At 77.3% G+C, this 20836-nt stretch carries 22 protein-coding genes; 5 read left to right on the top strand and 17 right to left on the bottom strand.

What is annotated here, in order from left to right; translation table 11 throughout:
- Positions 1–47 precede the first annotated feature (47 nt).
- Positions 48–3290, top strand: a complete 3243-nt coding sequence (locus ACI781_RS00430; RefSeq protein WP_456564093.1) for a BTAD domain-containing putative transcriptional regulator — start codon at positions 48–50, stop codon at positions 3288–3290.
- Position 3291: 1 nt separating this feature from the next.
- On the opposite strand, the gene ACI781_RS00425 is transcribed toward ACI781_RS00430, so the two are convergent.
- Both ACI781_RS00425 and ACI781_RS00420 read right to left on the bottom strand, forming a co-directional pair.
- Positions 3292–4119 carry an ABC transporter permease gene (locus tag ACI781_RS00425; RefSeq protein WP_456564092.1) on the bottom strand — a complete coding sequence of 276 codons (828 nt, stop codon included), beginning with the start codon at positions 4117–4119 and terminating at the stop codon, positions 3292–3294.
- Positions 4116–5072: an ATP-binding cassette domain-containing protein gene (locus tag ACI781_RS00420; protein WP_456564091.1), complete on the bottom strand. Its 957-nt coding sequence runs from the start codon at positions 5070–5072 to the stop codon at positions 4116–4118. Before ACI781_RS00420 ends, ACI781_RS00425 begins: the two co-directional genes overlap by 4 nt.
- 246 nt (positions 5073–5318) lie before the next feature.
- Here ACI781_RS00420 and ACI781_RS00415 point away from each other — a divergent pair, with 246 nt between their 5' ends.
- On the top strand, positions 5319–5768 hold the full coding sequence (locus tag ACI781_RS00415; RefSeq protein ID WP_456564090.1) for an ester cyclase: 450 nt from the start codon (positions 5319–5321) through the stop codon (positions 5766–5768).
- Positions 5769–5771: 3 nt separating this feature from the next.
- Here the strand turns inward: ACI781_RS00415 and ACI781_RS00410 are convergent, their stop codons facing one another.
- The 6 genes from ACI781_RS00410 to ACI781_RS00385 form a co-directional block, all read right to left on the bottom strand.
- The gene (locus tag ACI781_RS00410) at positions 5772–7235 is read right to left on the bottom strand and encodes a hypothetical protein (RefSeq protein ID WP_456564089.1); all 1464 of its coding nucleotides are present in this window, start codon (positions 7233–7235) and stop codon (positions 5772–5774) included.
- A gap of 1 nt (position 7236) precedes the next feature.
- On the bottom strand, positions 7237–8904 hold the full coding sequence (locus ACI781_RS00405) for a leucyl aminopeptidase family protein (protein WP_456564088.1): 1668 nt from the start codon (positions 8902–8904) through the stop codon (positions 7237–7239).
- A gap of 8 nt (positions 8905–8912) precedes the next feature.
- Positions 8913–9080 carry a DUF3117 domain-containing protein gene (locus ACI781_RS00400; protein ID WP_081807929.1) on the bottom strand — a complete coding sequence of 56 codons (168 nt, stop codon included), beginning with the start codon at positions 9078–9080 and terminating at the stop codon, positions 8913–8915.
- A gap of 118 nt (positions 9081–9198) precedes the next feature.
- Positions 9199–9747 carry a DNA-3-methyladenine glycosylase I gene (locus ACI781_RS00395; protein ID WP_456564087.1) on the bottom strand — a complete coding sequence of 183 codons (549 nt, stop codon included), beginning with the start codon at positions 9745–9747 and terminating at the stop codon, positions 9199–9201.
- Positions 9748–9857: 110 nt separating this feature from the next.
- Positions 9858–10775: a DUF559 domain-containing protein gene (locus tag ACI781_RS00390; RefSeq protein ID WP_456564086.1), complete on the bottom strand. Its 918-nt coding sequence runs from the start codon at positions 10773–10775 to the stop codon at positions 9858–9860.
- Between the two features lie 174 nt (positions 10776–10949).
- Positions 10950–11846 (bottom strand): DMT family transporter, encoded by an 897-nt coding sequence (locus ACI781_RS00385; RefSeq protein WP_456564085.1) that lies wholly within the window; start codon positions 11844–11846, stop codon positions 10950–10952.
- A gap of 44 nt (positions 11847–11890) precedes the next feature.
- Between ACI781_RS00385 and ACI781_RS00380 the strand changes: the two genes are divergently transcribed.
- The gene (locus ACI781_RS00380; RefSeq protein ID WP_456564084.1) at positions 11891–12220 is read left to right on the top strand and encodes a hypothetical protein; all 330 of its coding nucleotides are present in this window, start codon (positions 11891–11893) and stop codon (positions 12218–12220) included.
- Positions 12221–12241: 21 nt separating this feature from the next.
- Here ACI781_RS00380 and ACI781_RS00375 read toward each other — a convergent pair whose 3' ends face one another.
- The 6 genes from ACI781_RS00375 to dapE form a co-directional block, all read right to left on the bottom strand.
- A complete protein-coding gene (locus ACI781_RS00375; protein WP_456564083.1) occupies positions 12242–13057 on the bottom strand; it encodes a MerR family transcriptional regulator in 816 nt (271 codons plus the stop codon).
- 93 nt (positions 13058–13150) lie between these two features.
- Positions 13151–13858, bottom strand: a complete 708-nt coding sequence (locus tag ACI781_RS00370; RefSeq protein WP_456564082.1) for a DNA alkylation repair protein — start codon at positions 13856–13858, stop codon at positions 13151–13153.
- Between the two features lie 3 nt (positions 13859–13861).
- Positions 13862–14326 (bottom strand): SRPBCC family protein, encoded by a 465-nt coding sequence (locus ACI781_RS00365; RefSeq protein WP_456564081.1) that lies wholly within the window; start codon positions 14324–14326, stop codon positions 13862–13864.
- Complete coding sequence (locus ACI781_RS00360; protein WP_456564080.1) at positions 14319–14702, bottom strand: DivIVA domain-containing protein; 384 nt, start codon at positions 14700–14702, stop codon at positions 14319–14321. Before ACI781_RS00360 ends, ACI781_RS00365 begins: the two co-directional genes overlap by 8 nt.
- A gap of 4 nt (positions 14703–14706) precedes the next feature.
- Positions 14707–15543 (bottom strand): LOG family protein, encoded by an 837-nt coding sequence (locus ACI781_RS00355; RefSeq protein ID WP_456564079.1) that lies wholly within the window; start codon positions 15541–15543, stop codon positions 14707–14709.
- A gap of 30 nt (positions 15544–15573) precedes the next feature.
- Positions 15574–16677 carry a succinyl-diaminopimelate desuccinylase gene (gene dapE / locus ACI781_RS00350; RefSeq protein ID WP_456564078.1) on the bottom strand — a complete coding sequence of 368 codons (1104 nt, stop codon included), beginning with the start codon at positions 16675–16677 and terminating at the stop codon, positions 15574–15576.
- Positions 16678–16793: 116 nt separating this feature from the next.
- Here dapE and dapD point away from each other — a divergent pair, with 116 nt between their 5' ends.
- Positions 16794–17765, top strand: coding sequence for a 2,3,4,5-tetrahydropyridine-2,6-dicarboxylate N-succinyltransferase (dapD, locus tag ACI781_RS00345; RefSeq protein ID WP_456564077.1), 972 nt, complete (start codon positions 16794–16796; stop codon positions 17763–17765).
- A gap of 64 nt (positions 17766–17829) precedes the next feature.
- On the opposite strand, the gene ACI781_RS00340 is transcribed toward dapD, so the two are convergent.
- Positions 17830–18948, bottom strand: a complete 1119-nt coding sequence (locus ACI781_RS00340) for an alpha/beta fold hydrolase (protein ID WP_456564076.1) — start codon at positions 18946–18948, stop codon at positions 17830–17832.
- A gap of 100 nt (positions 18949–19048) precedes the next feature.
- Between ACI781_RS00340 and ACI781_RS00335 the strand changes: the two genes are divergently transcribed.
- A complete protein-coding gene (locus tag ACI781_RS00335; RefSeq protein WP_456564075.1) occupies positions 19049–19993 on the top strand; it encodes a hypothetical protein in 945 nt (314 codons plus the stop codon).
- Here the strand turns inward: ACI781_RS00335 and ACI781_RS00330 are convergent.
- Positions 19986–20159, bottom strand: coding sequence for a hypothetical protein (locus ACI781_RS00330; RefSeq protein WP_456564074.1), 174 nt, complete (start codon positions 20157–20159; stop codon positions 19986–19988). The genes ACI781_RS00335 and ACI781_RS00330 overlap by 8 nt on opposite strands.
- Positions 20160–20293: 134 nt before the next feature.
- Positions 20294–20806 carry a DinB family protein gene (locus tag ACI781_RS00325; protein ID WP_456564073.1) on the bottom strand — a complete coding sequence of 171 codons (513 nt, stop codon included), beginning with the start codon at positions 20804–20806 and terminating at the stop codon, positions 20294–20296.
- Between the last annotated feature and the right edge of the window lie 30 nt (positions 20807–20836).

Here is a 20836-nt window from a genome sequence, read left to right as displayed (position 1 = left end):
GCGGGAGGGACGGCGGGCCGGCGGCCACCGGTGGGAGACTGCCCGCCGTGCGGATCGGCTACCTGGGGCCCCTCGAGGTCTCCGACGGCGACCGCGCGGTGCCGGTGGCCGGGGCGCGGCTGCAGCGGCTGCTGGTCGCCCTCGCCCTCGACCCCGGCCGGTGGGTGTCGGCGGGGGCGCTCGCCGACACCGTCTGGGGCGACGACCAGCCCGCCGACCCGGCCAACAGCCTGCAGTCGCTGGTCTCCCGGCTGCGCCGCGTGCTGGGCCGGCCCGAGGTGGTCGAGCAGTCCCCCGCCGGCTACCGGCTCGCCGTCGACCCGGCGGACGTCGACGCCGTCCACCTGGCCCGGCTGGCCGAGCGGGCCCGCCGGCTGGTCGCCACGGGGGCCGACGACGAGGCGCGCGCCGTCCTGGACGAGGCCGCGGCCCTGTGGCGCGGCGAGCCGCTGACCGGTGACGACTCCCCCGAGGCCGCCGGGCGGCGCGCCGCGCTCGAGGACCTGCGGCTGGAGGTGCTCCGGGAGCGGGCCGCCCTCGCCGTCCGCGCGGGTCGCCCCGCCGAGGTGCTGGCCGGGCTGGAGGAGCTGGTCGCCGCGCACCCGCTGCGCGAGGACCTCGCCGGCGCCCTGGTCGACGCCCTCGCCGCCGCCGGCCGCCCCGCGGAGGCGCTGGCCGCCTACGAGCGGCTGCGGGCCACCCTCGCCGGCACCCTCGGCACCGACCCGTCGCCGGCCCTGCGCGCCCGCCACCTGGAGCTTCTCCGGGCCGCCGAGCGCCCGGCCGAGGTGCCGACCAACCTGCGCGCCGCGGTGACCAGCTTCGTGGGCCGCGACGACGACGTCCGCGCGGTGCGCCGCCGGCTGGCGGGCGGCCGGCTGGTGACCGTCGTGGGCCCCGGCGGCGCGGGCAAGACCCGCCTGGCCACCGAGGTCGCCGCCCGGCTGGCCGCCGACCCCGCCGGCGCCGTGCCGGACGGCGTGTGGCTGGTGGAGCTCGCACCCGTCACCGAGCCGACCGCGGTGTGGCAGGCGCTGCTGGACAGCCTCGGTGGCCGCGACATCCTGATCCCGGACGCGGCCGGTGAGTACCAGCGTCGCAGCGCCCGCGAGCGGCTGCTGGAGCGGCTGCGCCCGGCCCGGTGCCTGCTGGTCGTGGACAACTGCGAGCACCTCGTCGACGCCGTGGCCGAGGTCGTCTCCGAGGTGCTGGGGCGCTGCCCGGGGGTGCGGGCGCTGGCCACCAGCCGGGAGCCGCTGGCCATCGAGGGCGAGACCCTGCACCCGCTGGGACCGCTGACCGTCCCCGCCGACGGCGACGGGCCGGCCGAGGCGGCGGGCACCGCGGCGGTGCGGCTGCTGCTGGACCGGGCGCGGGCGGTGGACCCCGCGGTCGCGCTCGACGACGGCGTGGTGGAGATCGCCCGGCGGCTGGACGGCCTGCCGCTGGCCATCGAGCTGGCCGCCGCGCGGCTGCGCGTCCTCTCCCCCGCCGAGGTCGCCGAGCGGCTGGGCGACCGCTTCCGGCTGCTCACCGGCGGCCGGCGGACCGCCACCCCGCGGCACCGCACCCTGCGCGCCGTCGTCGAGTGGAGCTGGGAGCTGCTGGGCCCGCCGGAGCGGGAGGTCGCCGAGCACGTCGCGGTGTTCGCCTCGGGCGCCACCGAGGACGCGGTCGCCGCCGTCGTCCCCAGCGGGCGGGCCGGCGCCGAGCTGTCCGACGTCCTGCACGCCCTGGTCGACAAGTCGCTGCTCACCGCGGCCCACACCCCCGACGGCACGCGCTACCGGATGCTGGAGACGCTGCGCGAGTACGGCACCGAGCGGCTCACCGAGCAGGGGCAGCTCGCCGCCGCCCGGGCCGCGCACGCCCGCTGGTTCGGCGCGGTCGTGCGGCGCCAGGACGCCCGCCTGCGCGGCCCCGACCAGCTGGACGCCCTGCGGGTGCTGGACACCGAGCGCGACGACGTCCTGGCCGCGCTCCGGTGGCTCGGCGACACCGGCGACGCCGCGGGCGCCGTCGACCTCGTCGCCCACCTGGGCTGGTACTGGCTGCTGCGCGAGAGCGGGCAGGACGCCGCGCGGTGGACGACGTTCGCCCTCGACGTGCCGGGGGCGGTGGACGCCCCGCACGCCGCGCTGGCCCAGGCGCTGCGGACCGTGCTCGGCTTCGCCGTCCGCGCCGAGACGGAGGACCCGCGGGCCGCGCAGCGGCAGCTGGTCGCGCTCGCCTCACAGCTGGCCGCCGAGCGCGACACCCACCCGGCGGCGAAGGTGCTGCACCCGCTGCTGCTGCTGATGGGCGAGGACCGCCCGGCGGCGCTCGCCGCGCTGGAGCTGGTCGACGCCGACCCCGACCCGTGGGTGCGCGCGGCCGGGCGGCTGGCGCACCTCACCTACGCCGAGAACGACGGCGACATCCCCCTGGTCCGGCGGCTGGCCGGGGACGCGGTGCGCGACTGGGAGGCCGTCGGCGACCGGTGGGGCCTGGCGACGCTGCTCACCATGCGCGGGCAGGTCCGGGCCATGGACGGCGACCTGGCCGGTGCCGCCGCGGACTACGAGCGCGCCCAGCGCTGCATCCGCGAGCTGGGCGGGCAGTTCAACGACTCCGTCCTGGTCACCATGCGGCTGGCGGACCTGCGGCTGCGGGCGGGCGACCCGGCCGGCGCCCGCGGGCAGCTGGAGGCCATGCGGGCGCACCGGCCGTCCGGCCCGGGCGAGCAGCTGCTGGGCGTGCTGCTGGCCGCCGTGGAGGGCGCCGTCGCGGTGGCGGAGGGCGACTCCGCGGGCGTGGCCACCGCCTACGGGGACCTGGTCGCCGTCCTGGGTGCCCTCGGGCCGGCCAACGTGCTCAACGCCCACAGCGGCGCCATCGGGCACGCGACCGCGGCCGGGCTGGCGCTGCGCTCGGGTCTGGGGACCGCGGTCGCCGGGCGGCACCTGCGCGAGGGCCACCGGCAGGCGGTGCTCACCAACGACCGGCCGATCCTGGCCGCGGTCGGGGTGTCCGCCGCGCTGTGGGTGCGGGAGCTGGGCCGGCCGCGGGAGGCCGCCGTCCTGCTGGGGGCCTCGACCCGGCTGCGCGGCACGGAGGACGTGGCCGACCCGGCGACGGCCGAGCTGGTCGCCTCGCTGCGCCGGGAACTGGGGGACGACGGGTACGCCGCCGCCTACGCCGAGGGCTGCGAGCTGGACCCCGACGCGGCGACGGCGGCGATCGACCCGACGGGGATCGACCCGACGGGGATCGGCCCGGAGGAGGCCGGCGGGTCCCCTCCGGGCCGGTGACTCACGCGCGCCGGCGGTAGGCCCGCACGGCCAGCGGCATGAAGACGACCAGCAGCACCGCCATCCAGGCCAGCGTCCAGCCCAGGTGCGAGCCGACCGGGCCGCCGAGCATCATCCCGCGGACGGCGCTGACCAGGTGGCTGATCGGGTTGACGTCGACGAAGGCCTGCAGCCAGCCGGGCATCGTGTCCGAGGCGACGAACACGTTGCTGCCGAACGCGAGCGGGAAGATCAGCAGGAACATGATCCCCTGCACGGCGCCGGGGGTCCGGACGAGCATGCCGACGTAGACCGAGATCCAGCCGAAGCACAGGGCGAAGCCCATCGCGAGCGCGAGCGACCCGAGCACCCCGGCCCAGCCCGACGGGTCGAAGCCCATCAGCATGCCCACGCCGATCATGACGCTGAACAGGATCACGTAGCGGACGAGGTCGGCCATCACGGCGCCGACCAGCGGCGCCGAGCGGGCGATGGGCAGCGACCGGAAGCGGTCGAAGACGCCCTTCTCGATGTCGGCGTTGAGGTTCTGGCCCAGCGAGACGCTGGCCATCGCGATCGTCTGCCCGAGCAGGCCGGGCAGCAGGAACTGCAGGTAGTCCTCCTGCGAGCCGCCGGCGATGGCGCCGCCGAACACGTAGGTGAACAGCGCCAGGAAGATCACCGGCTGCAGGGTGACGTCGATGAGCGCCTCGGGCGTGCGCCAGGTCTTGATCAGGCTGCGCCGGGCGAGGACGACGGCCTGCCGCCAGAACGGCGCGGTCGGCTGCGGCCCGCGGGCGGTGGCGACCGGGGTGGCCCGGTCCGCCCCGGGGGCGAGGGTGGTGGTCATGCCGCCTCCTGGGAGGTCTCGTCGGTGGGCCGGCCGGTGAGGGTCAGGAAGACCTCGTCGAGGGTCGGCAGGTGCAGGGAGAGCTCGCTGACGGCGATGCCGCTGTCGCGCAGCCGCACGGTGAGCTCGGGCAGCAGGGCGTCGTCGGCGACCCGGCAGGTCAGCTCCCCGCGCTCGCTGCGGGCGGCGGCGCTGCCGGTGAGCTCGCCCAGCAGCCGCTCGACGTCGCCGAGCCGGGCCGCGTCGATCGGCCGCACGCGCAGCCGCTGCCCGCCGACGTGGTGCTTGAGGCCGTCGGGGGTGTCGTGCGCGATGACGCGGCCCCGGTCGATGACGGTGATCTCGTCGGCGAGCGCGTCGGCCTCCTCGAGGTACTGCGTGGTCAGCAGCACCGTGGCGCCGTCGGCCACCACGCGGCGGACGACGTCCCACATCTCCTCGCGCTTGGCCGGGTCCAGCCCCGTCGTCGGCTCGTCGAGGAAGATCACCGACGGCCGGCCCACGAGGCTGGCCGCGAGGTCGAGCCGCCGGCGCATGCCGCCGCTGTAGGTCTTGGCGGGGCGCCCGGCGGCCTCGGTGAGGTCGAACCAGTCGAGCAGCTCGGCGGCCCGGGCCCGCGCCGCGCGGGTGCGCAGGCCGAGCAGCTGTCCGATGAGCAGCAGGTTCTGCGTGCCGGTCAGGTCCTCGTCGACCGAGGCGTACTGCCCGGTCAGACCGACCAGCGAGCGGACCGCGGCCGGTTCGGTGAGCACGTCGTGCCCGGCGACGCGGGCGCGGCCCGCGTCGGGCTGCACCAGCGTGGCCAGCACGCGGACGGCGGTGGTCTTGCCGGCGCCGTTGGGGCCGAGCACCCCGAGCACGGTGCCCTCGCGGGCGGCCAGGTCGACGCCGGCCAGCGCCTGCGTCGTGCCGAAGCGCTTCATGAGGCCCTCGGCCTCGATCGCGTAGGTCATGGATGTCTCCCCTCGTCGCCCCCGACGATGCGCAGGGTCGCTGTCACCGGGCGCACACGCCACCGAGATACGCGGGTGCGCGGTGTCAGGACCGGGTGCGCGGCTCGCCGCCACGCGCCCGACCGCCGGCCGTTCCCGGCCTCGCGACCAGGAGTGAGCGGCCGGGGCCCAAGGGCTCTGGGGACGGCGGCGGGGCCGTGCCACGGTCGCCGTCCGGACACCGGGACGCACCGCACGGGAGGCGTCATGACCTCGAACTGGGACCTGCTCGACCGGGCACGGCAGCGGTGGAACGCCGGGGACCTGCCGGGCTACCTGGAGGTGTATGCCGAGGACCTCCGGTTCCACGGCGCGCAGCCGGACCCGATGGACAAGCCGGGCCTGGCCGGCTTCTACGCCGCGCTGTGGGCGGCGCTGGGACTCCCGGGCCGCCCCAACCCGCAGCTGGACCTCGCCGAGCGGCTCGTCGACGGCGACCTCGTCAGCTGCCGCTTCACGGTGACCGGCGAGCACCGCGGCGAGATCATGGGCGTGCCCGCCACCGGCCGGCCGTACGTGCTGGAGGGCATCACGATCCTGCGGTTCCGCGACGGGCAGGTGGTCGAGCGGTGGACGACCGCCGACTTCCTCGGGTTGCTGGTGCAGCTGGGCGCCGTCCCGGCACCGCCGCCGGCACCGGCCGCGGCGCCGGCCTGACGGTCAGCCCCGCGCGCCACCCAGGCCCAGGAGCGCGGCGAGCCCGAGGGCGCTGCGCGGGGCGTAGGCGGCCCGCCACAGGCCCCCGTGGACGGCGGCGTGCGCCTCGTCCTGCCAGGGCTGCTCGTGCCGCGGGCCGCCGCCGGTGTGCAGGTCGTGCACGAGCAGCGCCGCCATCAGCACGTTGGAGGTGGCCGGCTCGAACACCTCCACGCCGAACCGGTGCGCGCCGGCGTAGGCCGCGGCCAGCGCCCGGTTCTTCAGCACCGACCGGGTGCGGGTGGGGGGTGCCACGTTCATCGACACCGTCGCCCCGGCGGCGCGGGCGGTGGTGGCCCGCCAGCGCTGCAGCCGCTTGGCCAGGGCGTAGTTCGGGCCCTGCTGCGGCACGAGGCTGTCGTTGACGCCCGGGTCGGTCCCGGGCACGTAGCCGCGCTGCAGCAGCCGCCCCGCCGAGATCGTGCGCAGCGGCCGGACCAGCAGCTTCGCCGTCCTCGACCGGCCGGTGTAGGCGCGCACCGAGTGCTCGACGGCGTCGGCGGGGACGGCGAACACGTCGGTGGGCGTGGCCAGGAAGGCCAGCGCCAGGCCGGGGTGCTCCCGCTGCAGCCGCAGCGTGAGCGCGTCGACGGCGGTGGAGACCCGCACGTTGTCGGCGCCGTCGGCGTAGACGTAGTTGCCGAGCACGAGGCCGCCCGGCAGGCCCGCGGCCCACTCGGCGACGGCCGGCACCTCGCCGACCAGGTCGACGCCGGCGGACTCGGCCGGGTCACCGCCGGCCTGCCCGCCGACCGGCACCAGCAGGGTGCCCGCGCCGCGCGCCGCGGTGTCCAGCACCCGGCGCCACAGCGGCCCGCGCGGCAGGTCGACGCCGGCCACCCGGGCGCCCCAGTGCAGCAGCGCGGTCAGCGGCCCCATCTCCGCGCCGGCCCCGAGTACCACCACCGTGCGGTCGGGGAGGGCGAGCCACTCGGGGTGCGCGGCGACGGTGCGCACCGCCTCGGCGGCGGAGGGCTCCATCGCGCCGCAGGCGACCCAGGCGTCCAGCCGGCGGGCCAGGTCGTCCCCGCGCAGCCGGCCGCCGCGGTAGGGCAGCGACAGCTCGCGCTCGGGCTCGGCCGGTCCGCGCACCTCCCGGGTGCCCAGCGTCCGGCCGGCGGGGGCGGTGGCCAGGGTGTCCAGCGGCCGCTCCTCCCCCGCGGCGGCCACCCGCATCCGGTCGTGCAGCGCGGCCAGGCCCGCGGCGGCGATCGCGCGCGCGTCGTCGGGGGCGCCGAGCCCGGCCTCCACCAGCCGGCGGAAGTGGACCAGGTAGCCGGCGCGCCAGTTGGTCTCCTGCTCGGCGGCGCGGGCGCCGGGCGGGTCGACCGGCCGCAGCGCGTCGGCGACGACGGCGCGCCCGACCGCCGCGGTGCTCCGCCGCCCGTCCGGGCCGGCCGGGAACATGACGCCGCTGTCCTCGGGCACGTCAGTCCTCCACGGTGGGGACGGGGGCGACCGGCGCACCGGCCTCCAGCCAGCGCAGCAGCAGCCGGGTGCCGAACCCGGTGCCGCCCTTGACCAGCTCGGCGTCGTCGGAGCCGGCGCGGGCCGGGCCGGCCACGTCGAGGTGCGCCCACGGCAGGTCGCCGGCGAACGGGGCGAGGAACAGCGCGGCCGTCGTCCCGCCCGGGTCGCCGGCGGCGTTGACCGCGTCGGCGACGGTGCTCTCCAGCGCGCCGGCGTACTCGGGGCTCAGCGGCATCCGCCACACCCGTTCCCCGGCGTGCCCCGCGGCCGTGGCCAGCGCGTCGGCCAGCCCGTCGGTGGTCGCGTACAGGCCGGCGGTGCGGGCGCCGAGCGCGGTCCTCATCGCACCGGTGAGGGTGGCGACGTCGACGAGGACGCTCGCCCCCAGCGCCAGCCGGGCGTGTGCCAGGGCGTCGGCGAGCAGCAGCCGGCCCTCCGCGTCGGTGTTCAGCACCTCGGTCGTCCGGCCGCCGACGTGCCGGACGACGTCGCCGGGGCGGTAGGAGGTGCCCGAGACGGCGTTCTCCGCGGCGGGGACGACGGCCGTGACCGCGACCGGCAGCCGCAGGCGGCTGGCGGCGTCGACGGCGGCGAGCACGGCCGCGCCGCCGGCCATGTCGGTCTTCATCTCGCGCATGCCGGCGTTCGGCTTGATCGACAGGCCGCCGCTGTCGAACGTGACGCCCTTGCCGACCAGCACCGGGTGGGGGCCGGCGGCGCCCGGCGGGCGGTAGGCGGCGACCACGAGCCGGGGCGGGCGGGCCGAGCCGCCGCCGACGGCCAGGACACCGCCGAAGCCCCCGGCGCGCAGCTCGTCGGGGCCGAGCACGGTGACGGTGACGCCGGCCAGCCCGGCCAGGCGCTGGCGCGCGCGGTCGGCGAGCCAGGCGGGGTCCTTGGTGCCGGGCGGGGTGTTGACCAGGTCCCGGGCCCAGGCGACGGCGTCGGCGGTGACCCGGCCCGCGGCTGCGGCGGCCGCGACGGCGGGTGCGTCGGCAGCGGCGGCGGGCGCGTCGGCAGCGCCGGCGGGCGCGTCGGCAGCGGCGGCGGGCGCGTCGGCAGCGGCGGCGACGAGGGCGACCTCGGCCAGCCGCGGCGGGTGCGGCCGGCTGCTGTCGCGGAAGCGGTAGCCGGCCAGCAGCGCCGCCTCGACTGCGGCGCGCACCTCGTCGGCGCCGGCGGGAGCGGACGCGTCGACCGGCAGCACCAGGCGGCGGGCGCCGAACTCGGCGAGCATCTGGGCGCGCCGCACGGCGATGGACACGTAGGCGCGGACGTCGGGCAGCGTGCCGGCGCCGATGCCGACCGCGACCACGCTGCGCGGGCGGCGGCCGGGGACGGGCAGGTTGGTGATCCGGCCGGGGGTGCCGGTGTTGCCGGTGTCGCGCAGCGCGCCCGCGAGGAGCTCGGCCGGCACAGGCGCCGCCTCGCCGCGGACCGGCGCGGTCAGCCAGCCGGGGAGCGTGCCCCCGGCGGCGACGGGGACGGCGAGGACGTCGTCCTCCCCGAGCGCGGGCAGGGCGGCCAGCACCTCGACCCGCGGGAACGGCGCGGCCCCGGTCGACGGCGAGGTGCCGTCGGCCGGGGCCGCGTCGCGCGGTGCGGGGCTGCCCGGGGGCAGGCTCACCGCGGTGTTCAGCTGGTCGCGCCCTTCAGTGCCTCCGAGAGCGCCGTCGCCTCGTCGGGCGACAGCTCGACGACGAGCCGGCCGCCGCCCTCGAGCGGTACCCGCATGACCAGGCCGCGCCCCTCCTTGGTGACCTCCAGGGGACCTTCACCCGTGCGCGGCTTCATGGCCGCCATGCGTGCCTCCTTCGCCGGCCACCCGCCCCCTCTGGTGACGGCGGTGTGGCTTCTCTCAGTGCAGTGCGCTGACCCATGATCCCGTATCCCTGCCCGCGAGACCAACCTGGGACACCCTTCAGGTGACGGCGCGGAAGCAGGTGGCCACGTGGTCGTCCACCATCCCGGTCGCCTGCATGAGCGCGTAGGCGGTCGTCGGGCCCACGAACGCGAACCCGCGACGCTTGAGCTCGCGGGCCATCGCGACCGACTCGGGGCTGGTGGCCGGCACCTCCGCGGCGGTCGCCGGGCGGCTGCGCGGGCCGGCCGGGGCGAAGGACCACAGCAGCGCCGAGAGGCCCTCGGGCAGCTGCTGCGCGGCGCGGGCGTTGCCGATCGCGGCATCGACCTTGGCGCGGTTGCGGACGATGCCCGCGTCGGCGAGCAGGCGGGCGCGGTCCTCGTCGGTGAAGGCGGCGACGGCGTCGATCGAGAAGCCCGCGAACGCCGCCCGGAACGCCGGCCGCTTGCGCAGGATGGTCAGCCACGACAGCCCGGACTGGAACGCCTCGAGGGTCAGCCGCTCGAAGAGGGCGTCGTCGCCGTGCAGCGGGGTGCCCCACTCCTCGTCGTGGTAGCTGACGTACTCGGGCGTGCTGTCGCCCCATGCGCATCTCGTCCGGTCCACGGGCGGGACGCTAGCCGGGCCCGCCCCCGGTTCCCGCCCGCCGTCCACAGCCCCGCCGGTGATGTGCACCTGCGGTTGGTTCCGGCGGCAGAGCGCGCCGCAGGTGCACATCACCGCACTCGCAGGAGCGCGGCCCGGCGGCGGCAGACCGCCAGGATCTCCCGCCGGCACGCCTCGGGCTCCCGGGTCAGCCGGCGGTGGCTGAAGCGCAGGACGACCCAGCCCAGCGCCGCCAGCGCGACGTCGCGGCGGGTGTCGCGCTCCCGTGCCTCCGGGCTGCCGTGGAAGGCCGCACCGTCCAGTTCGACCGCCACCTGCACCTCCACGAACGCGGCGTCCAGGCGGACGACGGCGTGCGGGAGCACCACCTCGTGCTGTTGCACGAACGCCGGCATGCCCGGCGCCCGCAGGACCTCGAGCACCCCCCAGACCTCCAGCTCGCTGCCGCAGCCGCCGTCGACCAGGTCGACGAGCCCGAGCAGTCCCCGCCGCCCGGGCAGAGCGGGCCGCCGGTCCGCCTCCCGGCGCACGTCCGCGGCACGCGCCCTCCCGTCGGTCAGGGTCGCGATGACGGCACCCCGGGCCGCCTCGACGTCCCCGCGTCGGCCCCTCCTGCCGTGGGCGGTGCCCCACGCATCGGCGAGGGTGCGGGGCAGGCAGGTGACCCGGTGCGGTCCGAGCCGGTCGACCTGCAGGTCGCGGAGGCGGTGGACGACCGTCCCCGGTCCGGCCGGGGCGCGCCGCGCGGGCGGGACCGCGACGTGGACCGGGGACGTCGCCGGCGCCAGCCGCCAGGCCGTCAGCGCCGACACGGAGCAGAGCACCCCGTCGGTGGCCAGCTGTGCGGCGACCGCCCGGGTCTCCCAGCTGTCCCACCGGTCGGGGAGCACCAGGACACCGCGGTGCGGGCGGAGCAACCGGCCGGTGCGTACCCAGGACGCCAGCGTGTGCCGGTCGACCCGGCCGGTGAGCTGGGCGGTGTGCGCGACCCCGAGGGGCCCCAGCAGGGTGGGGAGGTCGTGTGCCACGGGAGCACGTTGGGCCCGGGCGGGCGCCGAGCGGACGTCCCGGCCGAGTCTGTGGACGGGGCGCCGCCTGGGGACGGCCGGTGATGTGCAGTTGGGGCGTGTTCTGAGCCCTGAACACGCCCCAACTGCACATCACCCGCCCGAACGCGCCCCGGAACGCGACCGGCACCGCGGTCAGGGCACGGCGGTGTCCACCGGCGGGACCGTCGCCGCGCGCGGCCGGTTGCGGCGGGTGGCCAGCACGCAGCCGGCCACGACCAGTGGCAGGCCGATGCCCAGCCCGAGGGTGAACGGCTCGTCGAGCAGCAGCACCCCGAGCAGCACGGCGACCGCCGGGTTCAGGAACGTGATGACCAGCGCCCGCTGCGGCCCGACCTCCCGGATCAGCGCGAAGAACAACGACAGCGCCACGGCGGTGCACACCAGGCCCAGCACGGCCACCGACAGCAGCGCCGGCACCGGCGCCGCCGACACCTCGTCCAGCCGGGTCAGCGCGAACGGCGCGTAGACGACCGCGGTCACCGTCAGCGCCACCGCGCTCGCCGCCACCCCGTGCACCTCGCCCAGCCGGCGGGTCACGATCAGCGGGGCGGTGCCGTAGCCGATCACCGTGAGCGCGACGGCGCCCAGCGGCACCCACGCCGCGCCGCCGACGTCCAGGCCCAGCAGCAGCGCGATGCCGACGACGCCCAGCGCCATCCCGGCCAGCCGCACCGGCGTGAGCCGCTCCTCCCCCAGCAGCCGCCCGGCCAGCGCCGCGACGAAGGGCACGGCCGCCACCAGCAGGCCGGTCAGGGAGCTCGACAGCGTCTGCTCGGCGATCCCCAGCAGCAGCCACGGGATCGTCATCTCCAGCAGCGTGAACGCCAGCAGCCACCGCCAGTGCCGCAGCGCCGGACGCAGGTGGCCGCGGGCGATCGTCCACGGCAGCAGCACCGCGGCCCCGATCACGCACCGGCCGAACACGACGACGACCGGGGAGAGGTCCTCGACCGCCACCTTGATCAGCAGGTAGGGCACGCCCCAGATCACCGACATGGCCAGGAACAGCAGCCAGCCGCGCCGGCTCACCGGACCGGCCCCACGACGTCGCGCACCGGGCCATCATGGCCACCGTGACCGACGACTCCGAGCGACGCCTCGCCGCCGTCGCCGACGCCCTGGCCGGCGAACCCGGCGTCCGGCTGCCCGGCGAGAACGGCCCGCGCCGGTTCGGCTCGGCCGCGGTGCAGGTCGACGGCTCGATCGTCGCCATGGCCGTCGCCGGCGCCCTGGTGCTCAAGCTGCCCCGCGACCGCGTGGCGGCGCTCGTCGCCGACGGCACCGGGACGCCGTTCCGCAACGGCCGCGGCGCGGCGATGCGCGAGTGGGTGGCGCTCGGTCCGGACGAGACCGACGACGTCGCGCTGGCCCGCGAGGCCCTGGCCTTCGTGCGGGGGCACTGACCGCCGGCGGGCCGCCCGGGCTCAGCGGACGGGCCAGGCCACCTCGACGTGCGTGCTGCCGTCGTCGGGCGCCGACCGCTCGGTCAGGTACACCTCCGCGGGGACGCCGGCCCGGACCAGCCCCGCCGCGTCGATCCACCGGGCCACGGCGTCGTAGGCGCCGAGGATCTCCGGGAACTCGGCGTGGTCGCGGGTCACCCCGGTCACCGCCTCGCGGCGGGGCTCCTGCCGCCGCACCCGCAGCTCCCCCACGGGGTCGAGGGAGCCGGTGAACGGGACGGCGACCTCGACCGGGCCGTCGCTGTCCTCGGTGACCATGCCGTGGTAGATCACCCGCATCGGCCCGGTCGCCGGCACCCCGGCGGAGTCCAGCGCCCGCAGGATCTCCTCCCGGGCACGGCCGATGAAGTCCGACAGCTCGTCGACGGTCAGCCGCCGCTCCGCCGTCAGCAGCCTGAGCTCGGGCACGTCCCTGGTCTCGACGTCGTACACGGTGGATCCCCTCTCCTCGGTCCCGCGCCGGACGTGGGCGACCACCCGGGCACGCCGCGCGTGCTCCGCCTCCACCCCGGCCCACCAGCGGCCGACCGCCGCCGCGCGTGCCGCCGGGTCGAGGTCGAGCACCTCCCGCACCCGCGCCAGCGGCATGCCGGCCTGGCGCAGCAGCGCGACGACCCGCGCCCGGTCCACCTGGTCGGGCGACCAGAGCCGGTACCCGCTGACCGGGTCGACGGCGGCGGGGGTGAGCAGGCCCTGGGCGGCGTACAGCCGCAGGGCCTTGGGTGACAGGCGGGTGCGGCGGAGGAACTCCCCGACCCGCAGCAGTGGTGCGTCCACGTCCCGACTCTCCGGCCGGCCCCAGGGGCCGGGTCAAGGGGCCGGGTCGAGGGGCCGGGTCGAGGGACATCTCCCCGGGGACCGGTCGAGCCCTCAGACCCGCCCGTCGAGGTAGGCGCGCCGCCGCTCGGCCGGGTACTTCTCGATGGCGTACCGGAGCATCGTGCGCGGCATCCGGCGGTAGCGCGGCCCGAGGAAGGTCTCGGCGCACGCGGGGTCGCGGTTGCCGACCTCGCGCAGCATCCACCCCACCGCCTTGTGGATCAGGTCCTCGGGGTCGGTCAGCAGCCGGTCGGCCAGCCGCAGCGTCGCCGCGAACCGCCCGGCGCGGATGCCGGCGAACGTGGCCAGGACGGCGATCCGGCGGTCCCACAGCGAGGCCGAGCCGGCCAGCTCGTCGAGCAGCGCGTCGTCGCGGTCGAGCAGCCACGGCCCGAGCAGGTACGGCGCCGAGGCGTCGACCAGGTCCCAGTTGTCGACCCGGTCGCGGCGGGCGAGGTAGAGCTCGACGATGCGCGCCCGCTCGTCGTCGTCGGCCCGTTCGAACCGGCGCACCAGGAGGAACAGCGCGGTCAGCCGCTCCTCGTGCCACGCGCTGCCCAGCAGCGCGTCGACGTCGGCCAGGGACGTCGACGCGGCGTACCGCTTCGCGATCGCCCGCTGCGGCGGCACGGCGATCCCGAGGAACCGGTCGCCCTCGCCGTAGCCGCCCGGGCGCACCTGGAAGTAGCGTGCCATGCCCTCGGCCCGCTCGGGGTCGGCGAGCGCGGCCAGCTCCCGGCGCACCTCGTCGGCGGACACCGTCTAGGCCGGGTACGTGCGGGCGAACGCGGCGAACCGGCGCAGCGAGAGCCGCACCCCGAGGACGACGAACGGCTTGACCAGCGGCCACCCGGCGACCCCGAGCAGGCCGAAGGGCAGCCACAGCTGCTCGGTCCACACGAAGGTCGACCCGCCGCCCTCGCGCGGCTCGACCTCGAAGATCCCGGGCCCGCGGACGATCCGGCCGGTGTGCTGCACGAGGACCCGGCGCGGCGGCTCCCACTCGGTGATCACCATCGTGTCCAGGACGCCGACGTGCCGGCGGCGGCCGGGCAGCTTGAGCCCGGTCCGCGCGGCCAGCCGGCCCTTGACGCCCTGCGCGGGACCGCCGACGGTCTCCACGTCGGTGGCGAGCATCCACTCGCCCTGGCGGGTCCAGTCGGTGAGCGCGGCCCACACCCGCTCGGGCGGGGCGTCGACGTCGATCCGCTCGGTCAGCTCACGCACCGGGTGTCGCTCCGTTCCCGCGCGGGGCGGTGTCGGGGGGAGACCCGGCGGCCGGACCGGCCGCCGGGGTCGCGGGGTCGCCGCCGTCGAGCCGGGCCCGCAGCGCGGCGATCTCCCGGTCGCGTTCGTCGAGGGTGTCGGCCAGCTGCTCCAGCACCCAGTCGACGTCGGTCATGCGGTAGCCGCGGGCGGTCACGGAGATCCGCAGGGCCCGCACGTCGTCGGCGTCCACCGGCCGGTCGGCGGGCAGCTCCACCGGCGAGCGGTCCGGCTCGGCGGGCGGCTGGGTCTCCCCCCGGCCGAGCAGCAGCGCGCCACCGAGGAACAGCAGGCCGCCGACCAGGAGCACGGTGACGACGAAGACGACCGCCGACACCACGTCAGTCGTCGACCGGTCCGCTGGGCAGCGGGGCCCGCATGCCCCCGCCGCCCTCGCCCGTCCCGCGGGCGGCCTCGGCCTCGCGGATCACCGCGAGGACCTCCTCGACGTCGTCGGTGACGGTGATCAGGTCCAGGTCGGCGCCGCTGATGGTGCCGGCGGGGACCATCGTCGCCCGGATCCACTCCAGCAGCCCGCTCCAGTAGGCGGTGCCGTAGAGGACCACCGGGAAGCGGGTGACCTTGCGGGTCTGCACCAGGGTGAGCGCCTCGAACAGCTCGTCGAGGGTGCCGAAGCCGCCGGGCAGGATCACGAACGCCTGCGCGTACTTCACGAACATCGTCTTGCGGACGAAGAAGTAGCGGAAGGCGATGCCGACGTCGACCCACTCGTTGAGCTCCTGCTCGAACGGCAGCTCGATGCCCAGCCCGACCGACAGCCCGCCGGCCTCCGACGCCCCGCGGTTGGCCGCCTCCATCGCGCCGGGGCCACCGCCGGTGATGACGGCGTAGCCGGCGCGGGCCAGCGCCGCACCGATCTCGACGCCCGCGGCGTAGTGCGGGTCGTCGGGCCGGGTGCGGGCGCTGCCGAAGACGCTGACCGCCTTGGGCAGCTCGGCGAGCAGGCCGAAGCCCTCGACGAACTCGCTCTGGATGCGCAGCACCCGCCACGGGTCGGTGTGCACCCAGTCGGTGGGCCCGCGGCGGTCGAGCAGCCGCTGGTCGGTCGTCGTCCCGACGGTCCTCGGGTCCGGCTCGCCGCCGCGCAGCATCACCGGCCCCCGGTGACGGGTCGGCCGCGGTCGGCGGCCCTCGGCCGGCTCGGGCGTGGTGGTCATGCGTGCGCTCCTCGCGGGGTGCGTGCGGGCTCAGACGGACGGCGTGGAGAGGTAGGCGACGAGGGCGTCCTCGGCCGGCTGCAGCCGCTCGACCAGCACCGACTCCTCGCGGGTGTGGGCCAGCTGCGGGTCCCCCGGCCCGTAGTTGACGGCCGGGATGCCGAAGGCGGCGAACCGGGCGACGTCGGTCCAGCCGAGCTTGGCGCGGGCGGGCCGGCCGACGGCGGCGACGAACGCGGCGGCCGCGGGCTCGGCCAGGCCGGGCAGGGCCCCACCGGCGTTGTCGACGACGGTCAGCGTGGCCCCGGCGGCGACCGCCTCGGCGAACACCTCGCGGACGTGCGCCTCGGCGGCGTCCTCGTCCCGGTCGGGGGCGTAGCGGAAGTTCACGGTCACCCGGCACTCGTCGGGGACGACGTTGCCGGCCACCCCGCCCTCGATGCGCACCGCGTTGAGCCCCTCGCGGTAGCGGCAGCCGTCGATGTCCACCTCGCGGGCCTCGTAACCGGCGAGCGTGGCGAGGATGCCGGCGACGCCGTGGACGGCGTTGACGCCCAGCCAGCTCCGCGCGCTGTGCGCCCGCCGGCCGCGCACCTCGAGCACCGCCCGCAGCGTGCCCTGGCAGCCGGCCTCGATCTCCCCGTCGGTGGGCTCCAGCAGCACCGCGAGGTCCCCGTACAGCCAGCTGCGGCGCTCGCGGGCGACCCGGCCGAGACCGTTCTTCACGGCCTCGACCTCCTCGTTGTCGTAGAGGACGAAGGTGAGGTCGTGCGCGGGCCGGGCGCCGGGGACGCCGAAGCGGGCGGCCAGCCGCAGGATCACCGCGTCGCCGGACTTCATGTCGCTGGTCCCGCAGCCGTACAGCCGGTCGCCGTCGAGCCGGCTGGGCACGTTGTCGGCGATCGGGACGGTGTCCAGGTGCCCGGCCAGGACGACGCGGGTGGGCAGGCCGAGGTCGGTCCGGGCGAGCACCGTGTCGCCGATCCGCTCGACCTCCAGCCCGCCGAGCCCGCGCAGCGCGGCCTCGACGGCGTCGGCCAGCGGCGCCTCCGTCCCCGACACCGAGGGGGCGTCGACCAGCGCACGGGTGAGCGTGAGGACGTCGGCCGACAGGTCGAGAGGGGGCACGCTCACGGCTCCCGAGCCTAGTTGACGGACCCCGGCGCCCCCCGCTGCTCGCAGGCTCGCAGCGGGCCCCTGCACCGGGGCCGGACGGGGCGGGGCGGCGTCCGTCGGTAGCGTTCGGTCCCGTGACCGACGCCTCCCGCTCCGCCGTCGCCGCCGGACTCGCCACCGTGACCCGCTCCGGCACCGTCCTCGACGTCTGGTACCCCGAGCCGCGGCTCGGCGCCCCCGACGGCGCCGCGACCGGCACCGCCCAGCTGGGCGCGCTGGAGCTGGCCGGCGAGCTCGGCCCCGACTACGGCGGCCTGGTGCGCACCGACGACGCGCGCGGCGTGGACGTCGTCGCCGTCCGCACGGTGATCTCCGACCTGGACGCGCCGCCGGTGGACACCCACGACGTGTGGCTGCGGCTGCACCTGCTGTCGCACCGGCTGGTCCGCCCGCACGGCGTGGACCTCACCGGGATCTTCGGGCTGCTCACCAACGTGGCGTGGACCAGCGCCGGCCCGGTCGAGGCCGCGGGCTTCAACGCCCACCGGCTGCGAGCGGCGGTCGGCAACGTGACCGTGTTCGGCGTGGACAAGTTCCCGAAGATGACCGACTACGTCATCCCCTCCGGCGTCCGCATCGCCGACGCCGACCGGGTCCGGCTGGGCGCGCACCTGGCCGAGGGGACGACGGTCATGCACGAGGGCTTCGTCAACTTCAACGCCGGCACCCTGGGCCCGTCGATGGTCGAGGGGCGGATCAGCGCGGGCGTCGTCGTCGGCGCCGACAGCGACATCGGCGGCGGCGCGTCGATCATGGGCACGCTGTCCGGCGGCGGCAAGGAGGTCGTCTCCATCGGCAGCGGCTGCCTGCTCGGCGCCAACGCCGGGGTGGGCATCTCCCTCGGCGACGGCTGCGTGGTCGAGGCCGGCTGCTACGTGACCGCCGGCTCGCGGGTCACCCTGCCCGACGGCTCGACGGTGAAGGCGCGGGAGCTGTCCGGCCGCAGCGGGCTGCTGTTCCGCCGCAACAGCGTGAGCGGCGCCCTGGAGGCCCTCCCGCGCGCCGGCGAGTGGGGCTCCCTCAACGCGGACCTGCACAAGAACTAGGAGAAGGACCTCCCTGTCCCCCACCGCCCGCGAGCTCGCGGCGGGCCCCTGTAGGGAGGCCGGATCAGGTGAGGTTGGCAGGGGCCTCGGCGGGGACGTCGAGGTGCTCCAGCAGCGCCACGGCGAACTCCTGCGGCCGCTCGACGTGCGGGGAGTGCCCCACGCCCGGCAGCACCACCTCGCGGTAGGCGCCGCCGGTCGCGGCGTAGCGGTCCAGCACCGCCCGGGTCTGGGTGACCATCGGCTGCGGCGGGCACTCGGCCTCCCCCGGCCAGCCGGGCACCGCGCCGAGCTGCCCCAGGAAGGCCAGGTCGAACGCCGAGGTGTCGGAGACGATCACGTCGGCGTCGCCGCGGACCCACAGCACCGGGGGCTTGCGCTCGAGGTCGACGACCCCGGTCAGGTCCAGCACGGTCGGCGCCATGGTGTTGAGGACGCCGCGGGCACCCGGGGCCACCCCCGGCCACGTGCCGCTGGTCGTGCTGTCCCCGGGGTAGTGGTCCTCGCCGGTGCGGGTGGTCAGCATCGAGGCGACCAGCACGTCCTCGACGGCCGGGTCCAGCGGCAGCGAGCCGGGCGCCACGTAGGCCGCCCGCAGCACCGACCGCGGGCTGGTCGGCGCCTCCGCCCCGGTGTCCCCGGCGGCGAGCGCGGCGACGAAGTCCGGGTTGGCGGCCCCGCCGCCGGAGCCGGCGCCGTCCGCGCCCAGCAGGCGCCCCTCCGGGCCGGCGGTGCCGCCGAACCCGTGCGGGGAGACCGGCGCGACGAGCGCCAGCGAGGCCACCCGGCCGGGCGCGTCCAGCAGGGACTGCAGGACGACGCCGCCGCCCATGCTCCAGCCGACCAGGTGCGCCCGCGCCACGCCGAGGGTGTCCAGCAGCGCGGCGACGTCGTCGGCCCAGTCGCGCACGCCGCGCCGGGCGTCGACCGGCAGCGGGTCGGTGTCGCCGAAGCCGCGCAGGTCGACCGCGAGCGGCCGCACCCGGCCCGTCCCGGCCAGCGTCAGCAGCGTCTGCTGCCAGAACAGCGACGAGCTCACGTTGCCGTGCACGAACAGCACGACGTCCCCGCCGGGTCCGGCGAGGGCGTCGAGGTCGACGGAGTCGGGGTGCAGGACGTTCTGGGCGAGCCGGGGGGTCTCCACCCGGCGGGCGCGGACTCCGGGCAGCAGCACGCCGGACATGGGAGGACCTCCTGGCAGACGGGGCGCCCACGCTAGCGGTCGCCCACGCCGGGCCGTCACGTCCCGGCACCGGACGCCGGCGCACCTACCCTCGGAGTCGATGCCCACCGCCCGTCACCGCCGTCCCGGGGCCGCCCGGGGCACGGCCCGGCGCCGGTCCGGCTCGCGTCCCGGGCCGCGCTCCCGACCGCGGTCCCGCCCGGCCGGGACGACCCGCCGCCGGCGCCGCCGCGGCCGCCGGGCGTCCGCGGCCCCGCTGGCGTGGGGCGCGGCGCTGGTCGCGCTCGCGGTGGTCGTCGTCCTCGGCCTGCGGCTCGCCGGGGACCGGACGCCGGCCTCGGCCGACGGGTCGTGCACCGTCGCCGGCAGCAGCCGGGAGCTCACCACCGAGCAGGCCGCCTCGGCGGCCACCATCGCCGCGGTGGGACGCACGCGCGGGCTCCCCGAGCGGGCGGTCGTCATCGCGCTGGCCACCGCCGAGCAGGAGTCGGCGCTGCGCAACCTCGACCACGGTGACCGCGACTCCCTCGGCCTGTTCCAGCAACGGCCGTCGCAGGGCTGGGGCACGCCCGAGCAGGTGCAGGACCCGGTGTACGCGTCCGAGCAGTTCTACGACCGGCTCGTCGAGGTCCCCGGCTGGGAGAACGGCCGGCTGACCGACGTCGCCCAGGAGGTGCAGCGCAGCGGGTTCCCCGAGGCCTACCAGAAGCACGAGCCGATGGCCGAGGCGCTGGCCGCCGCGCTGCTCACCGGTGGCCTGAGCTGCACGTGGGACCCGCAGGAGGTCGGCGGGCGGCTCAGCGACCGCACGGCGGCCGCGGCCGGGGAGGCCGAGCGGGAGCTGGGGGTGCCGGCCAGCGAGGAGTTCGGCGCGGTCGCGGTCGACGCCGCCGCCGGCTGGCCGGGCGCGACCTGGGCGGTCGCGCACGCCGAGCGGCTGCAGGTCGCGTCGGTCGCCTACGCCGGCCGGACGTGGACGGCGGCCGACGGCTGGACCGACTCCGCGGCCCCCGACGACGCCGTCCTCCTCGAACTGGTCACCTGAGGACGCCCGCCCGGGCGGCGGCGACCGTGGGGGGCTCGGCGAAGGCCCGGTCGGCGGCGCGCCCGGGCCGGGTGCCCGGCCGGACCAGCAGGGTGTGCGCGAGGGCGAGCAGGACGAGGACGGCAAGCACCTCGACGATCGAGGTGGACGCGGTGATCGTGGTCATCGGGGGGACCTCCGGGTGCGGCGGGCTGTGGCGCGACCGCCGGTCCGGCGGCGCGGCACGACGGTGCGCCCGGCCGCTTGCACGGAGGTGGCAGCGCGCATGCAGCCGGCTGGGGGCCGCCTGCAAGCGGACGGTCACCAGTAGCCGGTCCGCCCGTCCAGCAGCTCCCGGACGGCGTCCAGGTGCCCGACGTGCCGCGCCGTCTCCTCGACCATGTGGGTGAGCACCCACCGCAGGTGCACCCCCGCGGAGTACTGCTCGTTGCGGCAGGCGGCGTCCAGCGCGGCGGCGGCGACGATCTCGTCCGAGCGCGCGCACTGCTCGGCGTACTCGGCGAGCAGCCGTTCCAGCGGCACCCCGTCGACCTGCTTGTCCGCGTCGGGGCGCGACTGGTCGAACTGCGGGTTGGTGCCCGTCGGGGCCCCGGCGAACAGCACCTCGAACCAGCAGTGCTCGGTCCAGCGCAGGTGCGACACGATGCCCGCCGCCGTCATCAGCGGCGAGGAGGGCAGCACCGGTCGGTGGGCGTCGGCCTCCGACAGCCCCTCGCACTTCCAGGGCACCAGCGCCCGCTGGAGGCCGAGCCACCCGACGAGCTGGGCGCGCTCGTCGCCGTCGACGGGCGGCCGCAGGCGGGGCGGTGTCATGCCGCCGCACCGTAGCCCGGCCCCTGGCCG

Source organism: Blastococcus sp. SYSU D00695 (assembly GCF_054050555.1).
The sequence above is the reverse complement of the archived record's forward strand: the minus strand, read 5'-3'. Positions and strand labels throughout refer to the sequence as shown.